The sequence below is a fragment of the Acinetobacter sp. PFS20 genome, assembly GCF_052261015.1.
GTDB lineage: Bacteria > Pseudomonadota > Gammaproteobacteria > Pseudomonadales > Moraxellaceae > Acinetobacter.
Window position 1 is genome coordinate 1,829,864 of record NZ_JBPVZE010000001.1, and the last position, 16,042, is coordinate 1,845,905.

Here is a 16,042-nt window from a genome sequence, read left to right on the forward strand (position 1 = left end):
AAAATAATAATATTTATTTGATTAAAGTTAAATCATTTGAAGAATATTTGCCTATAAAAATAGATTAATTTTTATTTCATCCCATATTTATGTAAATAAGCTCCTTACACATGCTTATTTTCTGTCATACATAGTTCTTATTAATATTGGCTGAATGAATATGAAATTAAGGGCATATCTCTGCATAAGAAATATGCCCTTTAAGATTTTATGATGCTACATAGAACGGTGCAGTTGAACGTGGTAATGCTTCACGTCCACGAATCTGGTCTGCAATTTTCTCGGCAATCATAATGGTCGTTGCATTCAAGTTACCGGTAATAATCAGCGGCATAATTGAGGCATCAACTACGCGTAAACCATTCATACCATGTACGCGGCCTTGACCATCTACCACAGCCATTTCGTCTTCGCCCATCTTACAGCTACAAGATGGATGGTAAGCGGTTTCTGCGTGGTTACGAACAAAGTCATCAAGCTCTGCATCAGTTTGCAAATGTTTGCCCGGACTAATTTCTTCACCACGATATGGATCAAGTGCAGGTTGCTGCATGATTTCACGTGTAATACGAATTGCATCACGGAACTCACGCCAGTCTTGTTCAGTCGACATGTAGTTAAACAAAATACTTGGATGCTCAAACGGATCTTTTGATTTCAGTCTAATACGACCACGTGAAGGGGAGCGCATTGAACCTACGTGTGCTTGGAAACCATGTTCTTTCACGGCATTACTACCGTTGTAGTTAATGGCAACTGGCAAGAAATGGTACTGAATGTTTGGCCATTTGAACTCGTCCGAACTACGGATAAATCCGCCCGCTTCAAACTGGTTACTTGCACCAATACCTGTACCGTTAAATAGCCACTCGGCACCAATCGCAGGTTGGTTATACCATTTCAAGGCAGGGTATAAAGAAACAGGTTGCTTACATTTATATTGTAAGTACATTTCCAAATGGTCTTGCAGGTTTTCACCTACACCCGGCAAATCATGAACGACATCAATGTCCATTGATTTTAAGAAATTGCTTTCGCCAACACCCGAGCGCTGTAAAATTTGAGGTGAAGCAATTGCGCCTGCACACAGTAACACTTCACGTTTAGCCAGAGCACGTTGTAAGTTGTTTTGATCGGCGCCAATAATGTATTCAACACCAATCGCTTGCTTTTGATTAAACAAGATTTTATTGGTCGTCGCGTGAGTCAAAATAGTTAGGTTTGGACGACCTTTTGCCATATCCAAATAACCACGTGCAGTACTTGAGCGGCGACCTTTTGGGGTAACCGTACGGTCCATTGGCCCAAAGCCTTCTTGTTGGTAACCATTTAAGTCGTCAGTACGTGGGTAACCTGCCTGTACACCTGCTTCAACCATGGCATGGAATAGCACGTTGTTGCCATTTTTTGGTGTAGCCACTGATACAGGGCCGCTATCACCATGATAGTCGTTGCCACCAATGTCACGAGTTTCGGCTTTTTTGTAATAAGGCAAGCAATCGGCATAAGACCAGTTCTCAAGGCCTTTATGAGTTGCCCATTGCTCTAGATCCATTGCGTTACCGCGGATATAGCACATACCATTAATTAAAGATGAGCCACCTAAACCTTTACCACGACCACATTCCATTCGACGGTTATTCATGTGCGGTTCAGGGTCGGTTAAATAAGCCCAGTTATAGCGACGACCTTGAAGAGGGTAGGCCAAAGCTGCCGGCATTTGTGTACGGAAGTCTAAGCGATAATCTGGGCCACCTGCTTCTAAGAGTAAAACGGTGGTATCTTTGTCTTCAGTCAGACGCGCAGCAAGTACATTTCCGGCAGATCCTGCGCCAATAATAATGTAATCATATTCTTTAATATTCATAACTATCCTTTTTTTACTAACAGTTTGCCTGAGCAATCTATAAAGACTACTCGGCATATGTGATTTAGGTTGAAGTGTTTAGAGCGATTGAGGCATTAAAAAATGCTTTGATAATCGCCAAGTTCAACTTGAATAGATTTGATACGGGTATAGTGCCCAAGTGTGGTTAAGCCATTTTCGCGGCCTACACCAGATTGTTTATAGCCACCCACTGGCATCTCGGCAGGCGATTCGCCCCACGTGTTAATCCAGCAAATACCAGCTTCAATCTGATGAATAATGCGATGAGCGCGGCTAATATCTCGCGTAACAACGCCAGCAGCTAAACCAAAGGTTGTGTCGTTAGCACGACGGATGACTTCTTCTTCGCTTTCATAGCTTAAAATGCTCATGACAGGTCCAAAAATTTCTTCTTGAACAATCGCCATTTGGTCAGTGCAGTCGCTAAATACAGTCGGTAGGACATAAGCGCCGTTTGCAAGTTCGCCTTCTGTTGCACGGCCACCGCCAATTAACACTTTAGCGCCTTGTTGTTTGCCTGACTCAATGAAAGACAACACTTTTTCCATGTGAGGGAAGCTAGTGAGAGGTCCGAAGTTCGTGTCTTCAGCCATCGGGTCGCCAATGCGAATACGTTTTACGCGCTCTACAACCGCTTTTTCAAAGTCGGCTAGAAGTGATTTTGGAACGAATACGCGCGTACCGTTGGTACATACCTGACCTGAGCTAAAGAAGTTCGCCATGACTGCAATATCTGCTGCACGGTTCAGGTCAGCATCTTCACAAATAATCAGTGGAGATTTACCACCAAGTTCCATAGTCACTTCTTTAAGCGTAGAGCCAGCAGCACTTGCCATGACTTTTTTGCCAGTCTCCACGCCACCAGTGAATGAGATCTTTTCAATCACAGGATGTTCAGTAAGCCATTGACCAATTTCACGACCAGCACCTTGCACCACGTTAAATACGCCGTCTGGAACGCCTGCTTCTGTATAGATTTCTGCAAGTTTAAATGCAGTAAGTGGAGTCGTTTCACTTGGTTTGAAAATCATGGCATTGCCGGCAGCAAGGGCAGGGGCAGATTTCCATAAAGCAATTTGAATTGGATAGTTCCAAGCTCCAATACCAGCAACTACACCTAAAGGTTCACGGCGTGTATAAAAGAAACTTGATTCGCGAAGCGGAACTTGGTCGCCCTGAAGAGCTGTTGCAAGTCCTGCGTAGTATTCGAGTACATCTGCGCCAGTCACGATGTCGACGGTAGATGTTTCGCTAAAAGCTTTACCTGTGTCGAGTGTTTCAAGACGTGCAAGCTCATCATTACGTTCACGAAGAATGTCGACAGCGCGGCGTAAAATACGTGAACGCTCCATGGCAGTCATGGCAGCCCAGATTTTTTGTCCTTGTTGGGCACTTTGTACAGCAGCTTCAATATCTTGTTCGGAAGCTTGTTGAAGAGTCGCGATTGTCTCGCCGTTGGCAGGGTTAATACTATTAAATGTTTTTCCACTGGTTGCGTTAACGTAGCGTCCATGGATATACAGTTGATGAACTTGTGCATCACTCATTTTGTCTCTCCTGCAAAGGCTTGTTCGCAAATTGAACTTGCGTTTGTACATAATCGTAAGCAATGGAACGGGCAAGATTGCTGTCAAATTCGTTATGACGGCTTAAACTGCCTCGTAACCATAATCCATCAATCAATGCTGCCAACCCTCTAGCGGCAACACTGGCCTGTTGTTCATTCATTAACTTGAGGAAATAAAACTTCAAGTTAGAGTACAGGCGTTGATCATTAATCTTTTGCAAGCGGCTTAAGTCTGGTACATGCATACTTGCTGACCAAAAGTCTAACCAGACCCGCATTGCTTTTTCATTGACCTGACTAATGTCAAAGTTCGAGTCGATAATGGCCTTAATTTGGCTCTCTGGATGCGAATCTGCTTCTGTTCTGTACTGTTCGGTTTTACGACGCAGAACATTTAACATTTCTTGCATACAGGTATTTATCAACCCTTGTTTGTCACCAAAATAATGGCTGACAATGCCGGTCGACAGCTCGGCTTTTTTTGCAATTTGAGCAATGGTGGTATTGGATAACCCCACTTCATAAATTACGTCGAGTGCGGCATTCATAATTTCTTCACGTCGCACGTGCTCTGGTTTTACTCTGCGTTTTGTCATGTTTTTCCACATCAGCACTTTTAGTGGTGCTTTAAATTCAGCATGTTAACTTGCAGAGCATCATAGCACTTTTTTTATCATACTTGTTATTGATTGAACGTTCAATCAATAACAAGTATGATATGTAAAAATCAATGAATTTTTGAAGATTGCCTCTAGGAATAAAGAGGTGAAATCAAGAGTTGTTAAGAATAGGATGATGCGCATAAGTACATTACTTATCACGTTATTTTGAGAAAATACACCGATTGCAAGGAGCAATAAGATGGTGTTGAAAAGTGATAAATATTCTTCAGACCATATTCGGTTAAATCGTTTTGTATTTTGGAGTTCAGCCATCAGTATTGGCATTTTTGGCCTACTTTTTGTGCTGTTTCCAGAAAAAAGTCAGTTTTGGCTGACCTATGTACAAGAGCAGGTAAATCACTTTTTTGGGTGGTATTACATGCTGGTTATTGTGCTGTGTTTGGGGTTTGTCGCTTGGCTCGCTTTTTCAAAAGTAGGGCAGATTCCTTTAGGAAAAGACGACGATAAACCTGAGTTTAGTTATTTGGCTTGGACTTCAATGTTGTTCTCGGCAGGTATTGGTATTGCACTACTTTATTATGGTGTTGCTGAACCTGTTGATCATTTCTTAAGACCACCCGAAGGTGAGTCAGGAACCATTCAGGCAGCCCGTAATGCGATGACTTATAGCTTTTTGCATTGGGGCATCCATGGCTGGGTACTCTATGCATTGCTCGGAGTCACTTTAGGTTATTTTGCTTTCAGACAAAATTTACCACTAGCTTTGCGTTCGGCGCTTTACCCAATTTTTGGCGAGCGTGTCCATGGCTTGGTGGGTGATTTCGTCGATGGCTTTGGAATTTTAGCGACGGTTATTTCCTTGGTTACCAACTTGGGAATCGGAGCATTGGTGCTGGTATCAGGCATTTGTTATTTACTTCCACAAATTCCTAATAACTCAGTGACCTTAATTGCTGCGGTTCTCATCATGATGAGTGTTGCCACGATCACAACAGTGGTTGGCATCGAAAAAGGTTTGGCGTGGTTATCGCGTATTAATTTACGTCTACTGTATGCCTTACTTTTATTTGTATTTTTAACAGGTCCTACAAATCATTTATTAAATGGTCTTGTACAAAATATGGGAGATTATCTAAGCAATTTTATTGGTAAAAGCTTTGATATGTATTTATACAATCAAAAAGCCAGTGGCTGGTTAGGGTCGTGGACCGTATTTTACTGGGCTTGGTGGATTGCTTGGGCGCCTTTTGTCGGCATGTTTATTGCGCGCATTTCAAAAGGACGTACGATTCGTGAGGTTGTATTAGGTGTATGCCTGATTCCTCTAGGCTTTACGCTGGCTTGGATCTCGGTTTTTGGAAATACGGCCATTTACTTTATCTTGAACCAGAAACAGAAAGTTTTGGGCGATATGGTTTTAACTGATCCGGCATTATCTTTATTTAAGTTACTCGAATATCTGCCGTTTAATCCGTATGTTGCTGGCATTGTTGTTGTAATTTGTTTCGTTTTATTTTTGACACCAGTTGGCTCTGGTACACTAATGATCGCTAATTTGTCCTCAAAAGGGGGCACCAATGATAGTGATTCACCGATCTGGTTACGCGTTTTTTGGTCTGTGGTAATTACCATTGTAAGTATTGGCTTGCTTTTAGCCGGTAGTTTTAACTCCATGCAAAGTGCTGTGGTGTTATGTGGTTTACCATTTTCAGTCATTATTTTGCTTTATATGTTTGGTTTAGCCAAAGCGTTAAAGCAAGATGATTTTGACCCTCAATTAGTGAAAAAACAGTTAGCTGTTTCAAAAGACATTTCGGTTCCGTCGAATTGTGACCAGAATAAAGTGACTGAGGTTTTATAACCTCAACCGATCACATCTATATATTATTTTTTGCGTTTAAAGTCGTCTTTTCATTGTTTTAAATAAGAGTGAAAAGACGAAATTAAATATTTTGTTTTTATTTTATTCCTTGAGGATTGTATGGCAACAGATAATCCAAGAGCAGTTGATGATTTAACATTATCTAAATCTAAAAAAGACCCGCTCAACCGTGTGGTTTTTTATTTTTCAGCTGTACTTATTTTAATTTTTTCTCTCGTCACGTTTTTGTTCAATGATTTTGCAAATAGAGTCATGAACACCGTACTCCAGTGGGTAACTTCAACCTTTGGTTGGTATTATCTACTTGCCGCAACGTTATATATGGTTTTCGTGATTTTTATTGCCTGTTCAAGATACGGCAGTATTAAATTAGGGCCTAAGCATTCAAAACCTGAGTTTAGTTTACTCAGTTGGTCTGCAATGCTGTTTTCGGCTGGTATCGGTATCGATTTGATGTTCTTTTCGGTTGCTGAACCATTATCTCATTATATGCAACCTCCAGTCGGAGCAGGTCAAACCTATGAAGCAGCACGCCAGAGTATGGTTTGGACATTGTTTCACTATGGTTTAACCGGTTGGTGTATGTATGCCTTGATCGGTATGTCATTGGGATACTTTAGCTATCGTTATAATTTGCCACTTACCATTCGTTCTGCACTTTACCCAATTTTTGGGAACAGAATTAATGGGGCAATTGGGCATAGTGTTGATACGGCTGCCGTGATCGGGACAATTTTTGGTATTGCAACGACCTGCGGGATTGGAGTAGTACAGCTGAATTATGGCCTACATGTGTTATTGGGGTTACCAGAAGATATCTGGATGCAATTTATCCTGATTGCTGTCGCGGTTGGTATTAGTGTTATTTCGGTGACATCTGGGGTCAATAAAGGCCTGCGGATTTTATCTGAAATCAATATTTATGTTTCGGTTGGGTTATTGCTGTTTATTTTATTCTTGGGAAATACTGAGTTTTTACTCAATGCCCTTGTCCAAAATATTGGTGACTATTTAACTCGTTTCCCTGCTTTAGCATTACAAAGTTTTGCTTTTGAACAACCTAAAGAGTGGATGAGTAGTTGGACTTTCTTCTTCTGGGCGTGGTGGATTGCTTGGTCTCCATTTGTAGGACTCTTTCTGGCACGTATTTCAAGAGGGCGTACCATTCGTGAGTTTGTGTGCGGTACCTTAATTATTCCGCTTCTATTTACACTCACTTGGTTATCCATTTTTGGTAATAGTGCACTGCACAGCGTTATTTTTGAAGGCAACCAAACCTTAGCAGCGACTGTGTTAGCAAATCCGGCTCATGGTTTTTATGACCTGCTAGCACAATATCCGGGCTTTACCTTTATCGCTTCAATTGCGACCGTAACAGGGCTTTTGTTCTACGTGACTTCTGCCGATTCGGGAGCGCTGGTTTTAGGTAACTTCACGACTAAACTCACGAATATCGATAATGATGCTCCGCGTTGGTTAAGCGTATTTTGGGCAGTGGCTATTGGTTTATTAACGCTTGCCATGCTCATGACCAACGGAATTACTGCTTTGCAAAACGCGACCATCATTATGGGACTACCTTTTAGTTTCGTAATGTTCCTTGTGATGGCAGGGCTTTATAAGTCGCTGAGGCTTGAAGATTACCGGCAAGCCAGTCGAAGTATGAATGCAGCTCCGGTGGTAGGTAATGTCGATATTCTGAATTGGAAACAGCGTTTAACTCGAGTCATGCATCATCCGGGAACCACTGAAACCCAACGCATGCTAGATGCTGTTTGTCTACCGGCTGTTCAGGCCGTTGCTGGTGAACTGATTAAGCAGGGCATGAATGTAGATGTGCAGCAAACGCCGCTTGAAGATGAAGAAACGCTTTTCCATTTGGATTTCACTATTCATTTGGAAGAAGAACAAAACTTTGTTTACCAGATCTGGCCTGTACGCTATAGCGCACCGAATTTCAGTCAACGTGTGAAACGAGGTAAACAGTTCTATTACCGTCTTGAAACCTATCTTTATGATGGCTCTCAAGATAACGATCTGGTCGGTTACAGTAAAGAGCAGGTTATTAATGACATTTTAGATAAATATGAAAGACATATGACGTTCTTACATATTAATCGTATTAGCCCAGGGAATCGTCCATTGTTCCCAGATCCACAAGCTTAAGAGGAAAATGCATGGCTTCTCCTTATCTACATTCTTTTGCTTTATTTTTCTCGTTGCTCAATCCATTTCTAATGAGCATTTATATGATTGGCTTGCTCCGCCATTCAGAAGCAAAGGTGTTTAATAAAGCACTGATCCAGGGAAGTGTGATTGCTTTTGTCGTGTTCATGCTATTTGCATGGGGCGGCGAAACAATTTTTAGTAAATATCTGAATGTACGTTTTGAAGCCTTTCAGATTTTTGGAGGCCTCATCTTTTTGGTGATTGGCTATCGCTATGTTTTTCAGGGTGCCGATACGATTGGTGAAATGCGTGGTGCACCAGAGCATCTGGCCGGCACCATTGCCATGCCATTTATGATCGGCCCGGGCACCATTAGTGCGGCTGTGGTCACAGGTATTGAAATGTCAATTGGTGAGGCAGCCCTAGTGATTGCCTTTACCTTGTTCTTAACATGCAGTATTTTGATTTTGATGAAATTTTCACATGATCATTTACGCTATAAACATGCCAAGCATATCGACCGCTATTTTGATATTGTCGGGCGTTTATCTGCTTTATTAATCGGTACGATCGCCATTGATATGATCATTAATGGTGTGACAGGCGTCATTAATAAAGTATAGCAAGCCACTCATAAGAATCAGCTATGTCATTGAACATGGAATAAAATGGCATAGCATCTTCTAAAAAACTCTAAGATAAATAAAACAGCTTTAAAAAATAACTTTAAAAATAAAGCCTTAAAAAATTAAATTTTAAAAAACAATCAAGGATATTAAAAAATACAATGCCATGTTGTGGATTTAAGCATGTTTTTTTTGTGAATTATCAACCATAATGTTGTCTGAGCTTGTTTTAAGACACAGAGTTTAGCTATGCCTACATTAGATGAAATAACCACAGCAACTGATGATCAGTCTGAATTGACGATGTCCGTTTTGATGACGCCTGATATGGCAAATTTTTCAGGTAATGTTCATGGTGGTACGATTCTAAAACTACTCGATCAAGTCGCTTACGCTTGCGCAAGTCGTTATTCGGGTGGCTACGTGGTGACTTTATCTGTAGATAAAGTAAATTTTAAAGAACCTATTTATGTAGGTGAGCTGGTAACCTTCTTGGCAAGTGTTAACCATGTAGGCCGTACTTCAATGGAAGTCGGAATACGTGTTGAAGCCCAAAATATTCAGAAGCGCACAGTGCGCCATACCAATAGCTGTTATTTCACGATGGTTGCTGTTGATGAACAAGGCAAGCCATGTGAAGTGCCTCATTTGAAACTTGATACAGAGTGGAAGCGTTGCCGCTTTGAAGCAGCTGAGCATCGTAAAGTTTTACGTTTGCAAGAAAACCATAATCCATCTTGTAGCATGTATAAGAAAACTTCTTAAAAAAACAGATCGAATTAAAAAAGGACCGAACCGCAGCATGGTTCGATCCTTTCTTTTCTTTACTAAAATTCAGCGTCCATATTTCCTTTCAGTAAAATTATCTCTGAGCTTGGAGGAGAGTGCTTAGAGAATTAACGAGTTGCAGGAGCAGCTTCAGAAGCAGAACCTACAGCATCAGATGCAGCATTTGCAGTGTTTGCTTGTTCTTGAGTTGAAACAACAACTTTTTCTTCAGCAGCAGTGTTATGTGCTTGGTCGTGCTTAGAAGCAGCGAAAGTTGAAGCAGCAGTTAAAGCAAGTGTAGTAGCGAGTAAAGTTTTAGCTAATTTCATTTTATGGCATCCTTAAATTTCATTTAAAAATAAATTAAACCTAATCGTTCGTACCTACATGAAACCTGTATGGCTGAATGACTAAGCTAGGACACATGCTAAGCTGAGCTTCGAATTACATCAATTAACTTAACAATCTATTACGGCTATCTTAACAATATGAAATATACGGATCGTTTATGTGAGCAATCTGTAAAATTAAGGGACTTAAATACACCTTAAAATGTGAAAAAATATTTCTTATCGAGTGAAAAAAAACCAAATCAGTTACGTAAACTTAACACTTTGGCATGAATTGTGAATGCGCATAAATAGAATATTCCGTTTGAATTTTAATTGTCAAAAGTTAATTTAGATTTTGAGTGAGATGTATGTCACATATTAAGTGTTTTAGCCTGATAATTGAAAAGTATATCTTCAAAGTGAAAAATCATTTTCATGGTACTTAAACAGTGATATACCTTTCTTAGTTTTGAAACCTTGTTGATTTGAGTCGATTGTGAAATTTATTGCCCAAAAAACTGTTCCTACCCATATTATTTCCGGTTTTTTAGGGGCAGGCAAAACCACATTATTACAGCATTTATTAAGTCAGAAGCCTAAAGATGAGGTTTGGGCGGTATTAATGAATGAGTTTGGGCAAATTGGAGTAGACCAACAACTCTTGCCACAAGATGAAGGCTATGCAGTTAAAGAATTACTAGGTGGTTGCTTGTGTTGTAGCAGTCAATTGCCTATGCACATTGCTTTAGCCCGTCTATTGAGTGAACAAAAGCCAGACCGACTCTTTATTGAACCGACTGGACTTGGGCATCCTTCACAGTTATTTGACCAACTAACTGAACCGCATTGGCAAAGTAGTTTAGCTATGCGAGCATTAATCACTGTTGTTGATGGTAGCCGTTTGCACGATACAAACTGGGTTAAACAAAACCTTTATGAAGATCAGTTAAAAGCTGCCCAGATTGTGGTGGTGTCACATACTGATGTGATGACTTTTGAAGATGATCAGGCGCTTGAGTTATTAAAAGAAGAATACCAGCCTTATCAACAAGAATGGGTTAAAACTGAAAATGGTCAGTTAGCATTAAATAAAATTGATGTGGCTGCTCGTTTAACCGAGCGATCTATACAGCCTTTACTTAAACTTCAAAAGCAAATGACTGAAACCGAGGTTAAGAAAGAAATTCAGCAATTACCTTATCATTATGTTGAGTCGGCACAAGGTTATATTGTGGCAGGTTGGAAATTACCTAAACGCTGGAAATTTGATTTTTATAATTTGCTAGATTTATTATGCGCGCAGCAAGACTGGCTTCGAATTAAGGGAATTTTTAATACAGATCAAGGTTGGAAAGTTTTTAACTTTAATCCTGATCAGTTTAATTATAAGTCTGGCGAAGAGGGTATTGATAACCGTATTGAAATCATTAGCGCACATCATCACGATTGGTTGGTTTTTGAAACGGCGTTACTTGCTTGTCAGCTTGAAGAATAGAGAACATTAAACCAAAGACGATTTAATGTTCTCATAATGGATTTAAGGTTTTGTATCTAACACTGCTTTGGCTTGAGCATGGTCAATGTCTTTTTCCCAATGTGCAATGACTACGGTCGCGACACAGTTACCGATTAAGTTGGTACAGGCACGAATAATTCCAATAAACCAGTCCACTGAAAGTAGAAGTACTAAACCAATTGCAGGAAGGCTTGGAATAACTGACAGTGTTGCTGCAAGAATAACTAAAGCTGAGCCAGGAATACCGTGGGCACCTTTAGACGTGATGAGTGAAACCAGCAAAATAGCCAACAGGTCGTGAGTGGATAAATCAATATTGCAGGCTTGTGCAATAAAGATCACCCCTAAAGTTAAGTAAATTGAAAACCCATCTAAGTTAAAAGAGTAACCCGTAGGAATGACCAGACCTACCGTTGAATCTTTAATTCCCAGATTTCTGAGTTTTTTCATAATTTGGGGTAAAACAGAGTCAGAAGATGCTGTACCCAAAACAATCGCTAACTCATCTTTAAAATAAGCCACAAATTTGAAGATGTTGAGACCGGCAAGTTTTAAAATTAAACCTAAGACAACCACAACAAATAAAATGCAGGTCGCATAAAACAGTAGAACCAAATAGCCCAATTGTAGAAGTGAATCTAAACCAAATTTGGCGGTGGTATAGGCCACTGATCCGAATACACCAATAGGTGCTAAACGAATAATCAGACCCATAATTTTAAAGAAGACTTCTGAAAAAGCTTCAAGCGCCTGACGTACTAACTCTGCCAAATGTTTAGGAATTAAAAGTAGTGATACACCAAATAAAATAGCGATGAGTAAAACTTGTAAAATATCGCCGTTTGCAAAAGCGGCAGTGAATGTTTTCGGAATAATATTGAGTAGAAATTCCGAACCTGTGTGCATTTCATGAGCACGTTCGGTATAGGTGCTTAAATCTTTTGCATCTAAATGGCTAATATCGATATTCATACCAACGCCCGGTTTAAATACATAAGCCACAATAATGCCTAAAACTAAAGCAATACTGGTGACCACTTCAAAATAGAGAATCGTTTTTGCACCGACTTTGCCCATTTTTTTGATGTCATTTGCACCATAGATTCCCAGTACAACGACACAAAACACAATGGGTGCAATCAGCATTTTAATCAAAGAAATAAAACCATCGCCCAATGGCTTTAAAGATAGGGAGAAATCATGAAAACCAGTCCCAACTGCAACTCCTAGAAAGAGAGCACAAAGAACCTGTAAAAATAAACTACGTTTAAGCTTCTGCCACATAAGTCATCAATTTTAGCAAGAGGAGAATATTTCTCTTTCAAGCAAAAAGCCGGCCAACTCTAAAGCAAGCAGAGCGTTTTGGAAGAATATGCAAATTTCCAATGACTATGCGGTGGATTGCTTAGTTTTTTTATAATTTTTACCTAAAATCGAGTATCCTTAGCGCCAAATTTTGGAACATATTAATCATGGCGCTTAAAGCAACAATTTATAAGGCAGACTTGAATATTGCCAATATGGATGACCATATTTATGGTGATTATCAACTGACACTTGCCTTGCATCCTTCGGAAACTTTAGAACGTTTAATGGTTCGTTTGATGGCTTTTGCCCGTTTCGCAAGTGATGAGCTTGAGTTTACTAAAGATCTTTTTGAAACTGACGAACCAGCGTTATGGCAAAAAGATTTAACAGGTCAGTTAGAAGCATGGATTGAAGTGGGTCTACCGTCTGAAGATAAAGTCAAAAAAGCCAGTTCGCGCTGTAAAACAGTTGCAGTTGTTGTTTATGGCACACAAGTTGAAGACTGGTGGAAGCGAAACAGTAAAATTAAAACCTTAAGTAACGTTCAGGTGTGGCAAATTGCCCCTCAAAGTACAGCCGAGCTTGAACAGCTCTGTGAACGTACGATGCAACTACAATTAAATGTGATGGACAACGAGTGGACGCTTTTAGGTGAAAAGGGTCAGGCAAATGTTGTTTGGACACAGTTACAGTAATTTAGAAAAGCGCAACAAATTCTACAGATTCAGTTGGTACACTAAGTACCAATTGCGATTTTAGAAATTCAGTTTAAGGGTTAAACCATGTCAAATGAATTAGAAATTATCGATTTAAAAGTAGGTGAAGGCAAAGAAGCGGTTAAAGGTGCTTTGATTACAACTCACTATACAGGTTGGTTAGAAGACGGTACTAAGTTCGACTCTTCAATTGACCGTGGTAACTATTTTGAGTGCGTGATTGGTACAGGCCGTGTAATTAAAGGCTGGGACCAAGGCATTATGGGAATGAAAGTTGGTGGCAAGCGTAAATTAATCGTGCCAGCTCATTTAGCTTATGGTGAGCGTAAAATGGGTAAGATTATTCCAGCTAATTCTAATTTAATTTTTGAAATTGAATTATTCGATGTCAAAACTCGTGACTAGTGAAAAACTGAAAGCCCTTTAGGGGGCTTTCTTGTTTATATGAGCTTTAAATATAAATACATTATTAATTTATATTTTAGCTTTTTGAATATTTAAGATTATTTTCAGATTATTTGATTATAAATGCTGACTGAAAAACTGTTCATTTGTGAGCAGTGTGATATTAAGAGCAACTTTCAAAAAGTTTGTGCCCTAACATCAAATTTCACATAAGTAATCTATATTGTTATTGAGACGCTATTTCATGATTATCCGCTTTGCATCTCCTTTGTTGAACATATCACTTGGCTTGGCCTTGGCAGGTTTGTCAGGCATGGCATTAGCCAAACCACCTAAACTGGACGCTTCAACACTCACGGTGATTGGTTATCATGAAATTACCGATACTAAAAATGCGTTAATTCCTCAATATGCAGTGACCACTCAACAATTTACACAGCACGTTGAGTGGCTACAAAAAAACGGGTTCCATTTTATTACAGTTGATCAGTTGATCCGTGCTCATCAGGGCAAATTTCAACTGCCTACAAAGCCGGTTTTATTAACTGTAGATGACGGTTATCAGTCTTTTTATCAAAATGCTTATCCAGTTATTAAAGCTAAAAAGATTCCGGTTGTTTTGGCTGTAGTGGGTTCATGGTTAGAGCCAAAAGCTGGCCAAAAAGTAGATTTTTCGGGTGAAGAAATTCCACGTGATAAAATCTTAAGCTGGAATGAACTTAAAGAGATGCAAGATAGTGGTTTTGTAGAAATCGCCAATCATAGCTATCATTTGCATCGTGGTATTACAGGTAACCCGCAAGGTAACTCTGAACCTGCTGCGACCACACGTTTTTATGATGTTAAAACTCAAACTTATGAAAACGATAAACAGTATGAAGCACGAATCTATGACGACCTGAAAAAGAATAATGACTTATTAAAAGCGCATGGCTTACGTTCGCCACGTATTATGGTATGGCCATATGGTCGCTATAATATGCAAACTGTCCAAATTGCAAAAAAATTAGGCATGCCTGTGACCATTACGCTTGATGATGGGGCAGACCATGCAAAACAATCTCTACAAAATATGAGCCGTATTTTGGTAGAAGGTGGAATGACAACTGATGATTTGGCTCAAGAAATTAAAAACCGTGAATTGAATTTAACGGATAATAATCGTCCGCAAAAAATCATGCATGTCGATCTGGACTATATTTATGATCCAGACCCGAAACAACAAGAGCGCAATTTAGGTCACTTGTTAGATCGAATTAATGGCATGGGTGTAAATACAGTTTATTTACAGGCATTTTCAGATCCAGATGCGAATGGTTCTGCAGATATGGTTTATTTCCCAAACCGCCATATTCCAATGCGTGCAGACTTGTTTAACCGTGTTGCATGGCAGATTCAAACGCGTACTCCTGTAAGCCGTATTTATGCATGGATGCCGTTGTTGGCGTGGGAATTACCTAAGACTGATCCTGTTTCTAAGGATTTGGTGGTAACTCAGCAGGAAAAAGCGGGTGAACATCTTAATATGGGTTATATCCGTTTAAGTCCGTTCTCAGCCGATGCACGTCAAACGGTTCGTGAAATTTATCAGGACTTGGCTAAGTCAGCTTCGTTCAATGGAATCTTATTCCATGACGATGTCACTTTATCTGATTATGAAGATGCAAGCCCTGATGCTTTAAAAGCCTACGCAAAACAAGGTTTGCCAACAGATTTAGCAAAAATTCGTGAGAACGATCAAGACTTGCAGAAATGGACTGCGTATAAGACAAAATATTTAGATGATTTTGCAATGCAACTCGTTGATGACGTGAGACAATATGAGCCGTTCTTGGTGACTGCACGTAACTTATATGCGCAGGTGGCTTTAAAACCATATGCAGAAAACTGGTATTCACAATCGCTTGAAGAGTCATTAAAGCATTATGATTTTACAGCTATTATGGCAATGCCTTATATGGAGCAGGTCGATAATTCAGATCAGTTCTATAAAGACATGATTGATCGCGTGAAACAATATCCTAATGGCCTCAAGAAAACTGTTTTTGAATTACAGGCCACCGACTGGCGTAAAAATGAAAAGGTACCTTCAACTGAAATGGCAGCAACAATTCATTCACTGTATCAGCAAGGTGTAATGCATGTCGGATATTACCCTGATGACCCAATCAAAGATCACCCGGATGTTGACGTAATGCATAAAGCATTTGCTGAAAAATCATCTCGTCTTGTGCCGTAGTCG

At 39.8% G+C, this 16,042-nt stretch carries 13 protein-coding genes; 8 read left to right on the forward strand and 5 right to left on the reverse strand.

Annotated elements, in window-relative coordinates:
• Nucleotides 1-208 precede the first annotated feature (208 nt).
• The 3 genes from betA to betI all read right to left on the reverse strand — a co-directional run bounded on the left by betA (nt 209) and on the right by betI (nt 4,051).
• Nucleotides 209-1,867, reverse strand: coding sequence for a choline dehydrogenase (betA, locus tag ACS125_RS08650; protein ID WP_443271549.1), 1,659 nt, complete (start codon nt 1,865-1,867; stop codon nt 209-211).
• 95 nt (nt 1,868-1,962) lie between these two features.
• Nucleotides 1,963-3,435 (reverse strand): betaine-aldehyde dehydrogenase, encoded by a 1,473-nt coding sequence (gene betB / locus ACS125_RS08655; protein ID WP_443271551.1) that lies wholly within the window; start codon nt 3,433-3,435, stop codon nt 1,963-1,965.
• Nucleotides 3,428-4,051, reverse strand: coding sequence for a transcriptional regulator BetI (gene betI / locus ACS125_RS08660; RefSeq protein WP_004794057.1), 624 nt, complete (start codon nt 4,049-4,051; stop codon nt 3,428-3,430). The genes betB and betI overlap by 8 nt, the downstream gene beginning before the upstream one ends.
• Nucleotides 4,052-4,316: 265 nt before the next feature.
• Here betI and ACS125_RS08665 point away from each other — a divergent pair, with 265 nt between their 5' ends.
• The 4 genes from ACS125_RS08665 to ACS125_RS08680 all read left to right on the forward strand — a co-directional run bounded on the left by ACS125_RS08665 (nt 4,317) and on the right by ACS125_RS08680 (nt 9,520).
• A complete protein-coding gene (locus tag ACS125_RS08665; RefSeq protein ID WP_004794056.1) occupies nt 4,317-5,939 on the forward strand; it encodes a BCCT family transporter in 1,623 nt (540 codons plus the stop codon).
• 120 nt (nt 5,940-6,059) lie between these two features.
• Nucleotides 6,060-8,126: a choline transporter gene (locus ACS125_RS08670; protein WP_443271554.1), complete on the forward strand. Its 2,067-nt coding sequence runs from the start codon at nt 6,060-6,062 to the stop codon at nt 8,124-8,126.
• An 11-nt stretch (nt 8,127-8,137) separates the two neighbouring features.
• Complete coding sequence (locus tag ACS125_RS08675; RefSeq protein ID WP_016141950.1) at nt 8,138-8,752, forward strand: MarC family protein; 615 nt, start codon at nt 8,138-8,140, stop codon at nt 8,750-8,752.
• 252 nt (nt 8,753-9,004) lie between these two features.
• Nucleotides 9,005-9,520 carry an acyl-CoA thioesterase gene (locus ACS125_RS08680; RefSeq protein ID WP_004794053.1) on the forward strand — a complete coding sequence of 172 codons (516 nt, stop codon included), beginning with the start codon at nt 9,005-9,007 and terminating at the stop codon, nt 9,518-9,520.
• A 131-nt stretch (nt 9,521-9,651) separates the two neighbouring features.
• Here the strand turns inward: ACS125_RS08680 and ACS125_RS08685 are convergent, their stop codons facing one another.
• Entirely contained in the window at nt 9,652-9,852 is a 201-nt protein-coding gene (locus tag ACS125_RS08685) for a hypothetical protein (protein ID WP_443271557.1), read from the reverse strand.
• A gap of 499 nt (nt 9,853-10,351) precedes the next feature.
• Here ACS125_RS08685 and ACS125_RS08690 point away from each other — a divergent pair, with 499 nt between their 5' ends.
• Entirely contained in the window at nt 10,352-11,350 is a 999-nt protein-coding gene (locus ACS125_RS08690) for a CobW family GTP-binding protein (protein WP_443271559.1), read from the forward strand.
• Nucleotides 11,351-11,392: 42 nt separating this feature from the next.
• Here the strand turns inward: ACS125_RS08690 and dctA are convergent, their stop codons facing one another.
• The gene (dctA, locus tag ACS125_RS08695) at nt 11,393-12,655 is read right to left on the reverse strand and encodes a C4-dicarboxylate transporter DctA (protein ID WP_443271561.1); all 1,263 of its coding nucleotides are present in this window, start codon (nt 12,653-12,655) and stop codon (nt 11,393-11,395) included.
• 188 nt (nt 12,656-12,843) lie between these two features.
• Between dctA and ACS125_RS08700 the strand changes: the two genes are divergently transcribed.
• From ACS125_RS08700 to pgaB, 3 genes are all read left to right on the forward strand, one after another.
• Nucleotides 12,844-13,374, forward strand: a complete 531-nt coding sequence (locus ACS125_RS08700; RefSeq protein WP_004794050.1) for a YaeQ family protein — start codon at nt 12,844-12,846, stop codon at nt 13,372-13,374.
• Nucleotides 13,375-13,461: 87 nt separating this feature from the next.
• Nucleotides 13,462-13,800: an FKBP-type peptidyl-prolyl cis-trans isomerase gene (locus tag ACS125_RS08705; protein ID WP_002117532.1), complete on the forward strand. Its 339-nt coding sequence runs from the start codon at nt 13,462-13,464 to the stop codon at nt 13,798-13,800.
• Nucleotides 13,801-14,044: 244 nt separating this feature from the next.
• The gene (gene pgaB / locus ACS125_RS08710; protein ID WP_443271564.1) at nt 14,045-16,039 is read left to right on the forward strand and encodes a poly-beta-1,6-N-acetyl-D-glucosamine N-deacetylase PgaB; all 1,995 of its coding nucleotides are present in this window, start codon (nt 14,045-14,047) and stop codon (nt 16,037-16,039) included.
• The last annotated feature ends 3 nt before the right edge of the window (nt 16,040-16,042 follow it).

What these genes read in the sequence shown, in the direction of transcription:
- betA (WP_443271549.1), bottom strand. Translation starts at nt 1,867, where the DNA reads ATGAATATTAAAGAATATGATTACATTATTATTGGCGCAGGATCTGCC.
- betB (WP_443271551.1), bottom strand. Translation starts at nt 3,435, where the DNA reads ATGAGTGATGCACAAGTTCATCAACTGTATATCCATGGACGCTACGTT.
- betI (WP_004794057.1), bottom strand. Translation starts at nt 4,051, where the DNA reads ATGACAAAACGCAGAGTAAAACCAGAGCACGTGCGACGTGAAGAAATT.
- ACS125_RS08665 (WP_004794056.1), top strand. Translation starts at nt 4,317, where the DNA reads ATGGTGTTGAAAAGTGATAAATATTCTTCAGACCATATTCGGTTAAAT.
- ACS125_RS08670 (WP_443271554.1), top strand. Translation starts at nt 6,060, where the DNA reads ATGGCAACAGATAATCCAAGAGCAGTTGATGATTTAACATTATCTAAA.
- ACS125_RS08675 (WP_016141950.1), top strand. Translation starts at nt 8,138, where the DNA reads ATGGCTTCTCCTTATCTACATTCTTTTGCTTTATTTTTCTCGTTGCTC.
- ACS125_RS08680 (WP_004794053.1), top strand. Translation starts at nt 9,005, where the DNA reads ATGCCTACATTAGATGAAATAACCACAGCAACTGATGATCAGTCTGAA.
- ACS125_RS08685 (WP_443271557.1), bottom strand. Translation starts at nt 9,852, where the DNA reads ATGAAATTAGCTAAAACTTTACTCGCTACTACACTTGCTTTAACTGCT.
- dctA (WP_443271561.1), bottom strand. Translation starts at nt 12,655, where the DNA reads ATGTGGCAGAAGCTTAAACGTAGTTTATTTTTACAGGTTCTTTGTGCT.
- ACS125_RS08700 (WP_004794050.1), top strand. Translation starts at nt 12,844, where the DNA reads ATGGCGCTTAAAGCAACAATTTATAAGGCAGACTTGAATATTGCCAAT.
- ACS125_RS08705 (WP_002117532.1), top strand. Translation starts at nt 13,462, where the DNA reads ATGTCAAATGAATTAGAAATTATCGATTTAAAAGTAGGTGAAGGCAAA.
- pgaB (WP_443271564.1), top strand. Translation starts at nt 14,045, where the DNA reads ATGATTATCCGCTTTGCATCTCCTTTGTTGAACATATCACTTGGCTTG.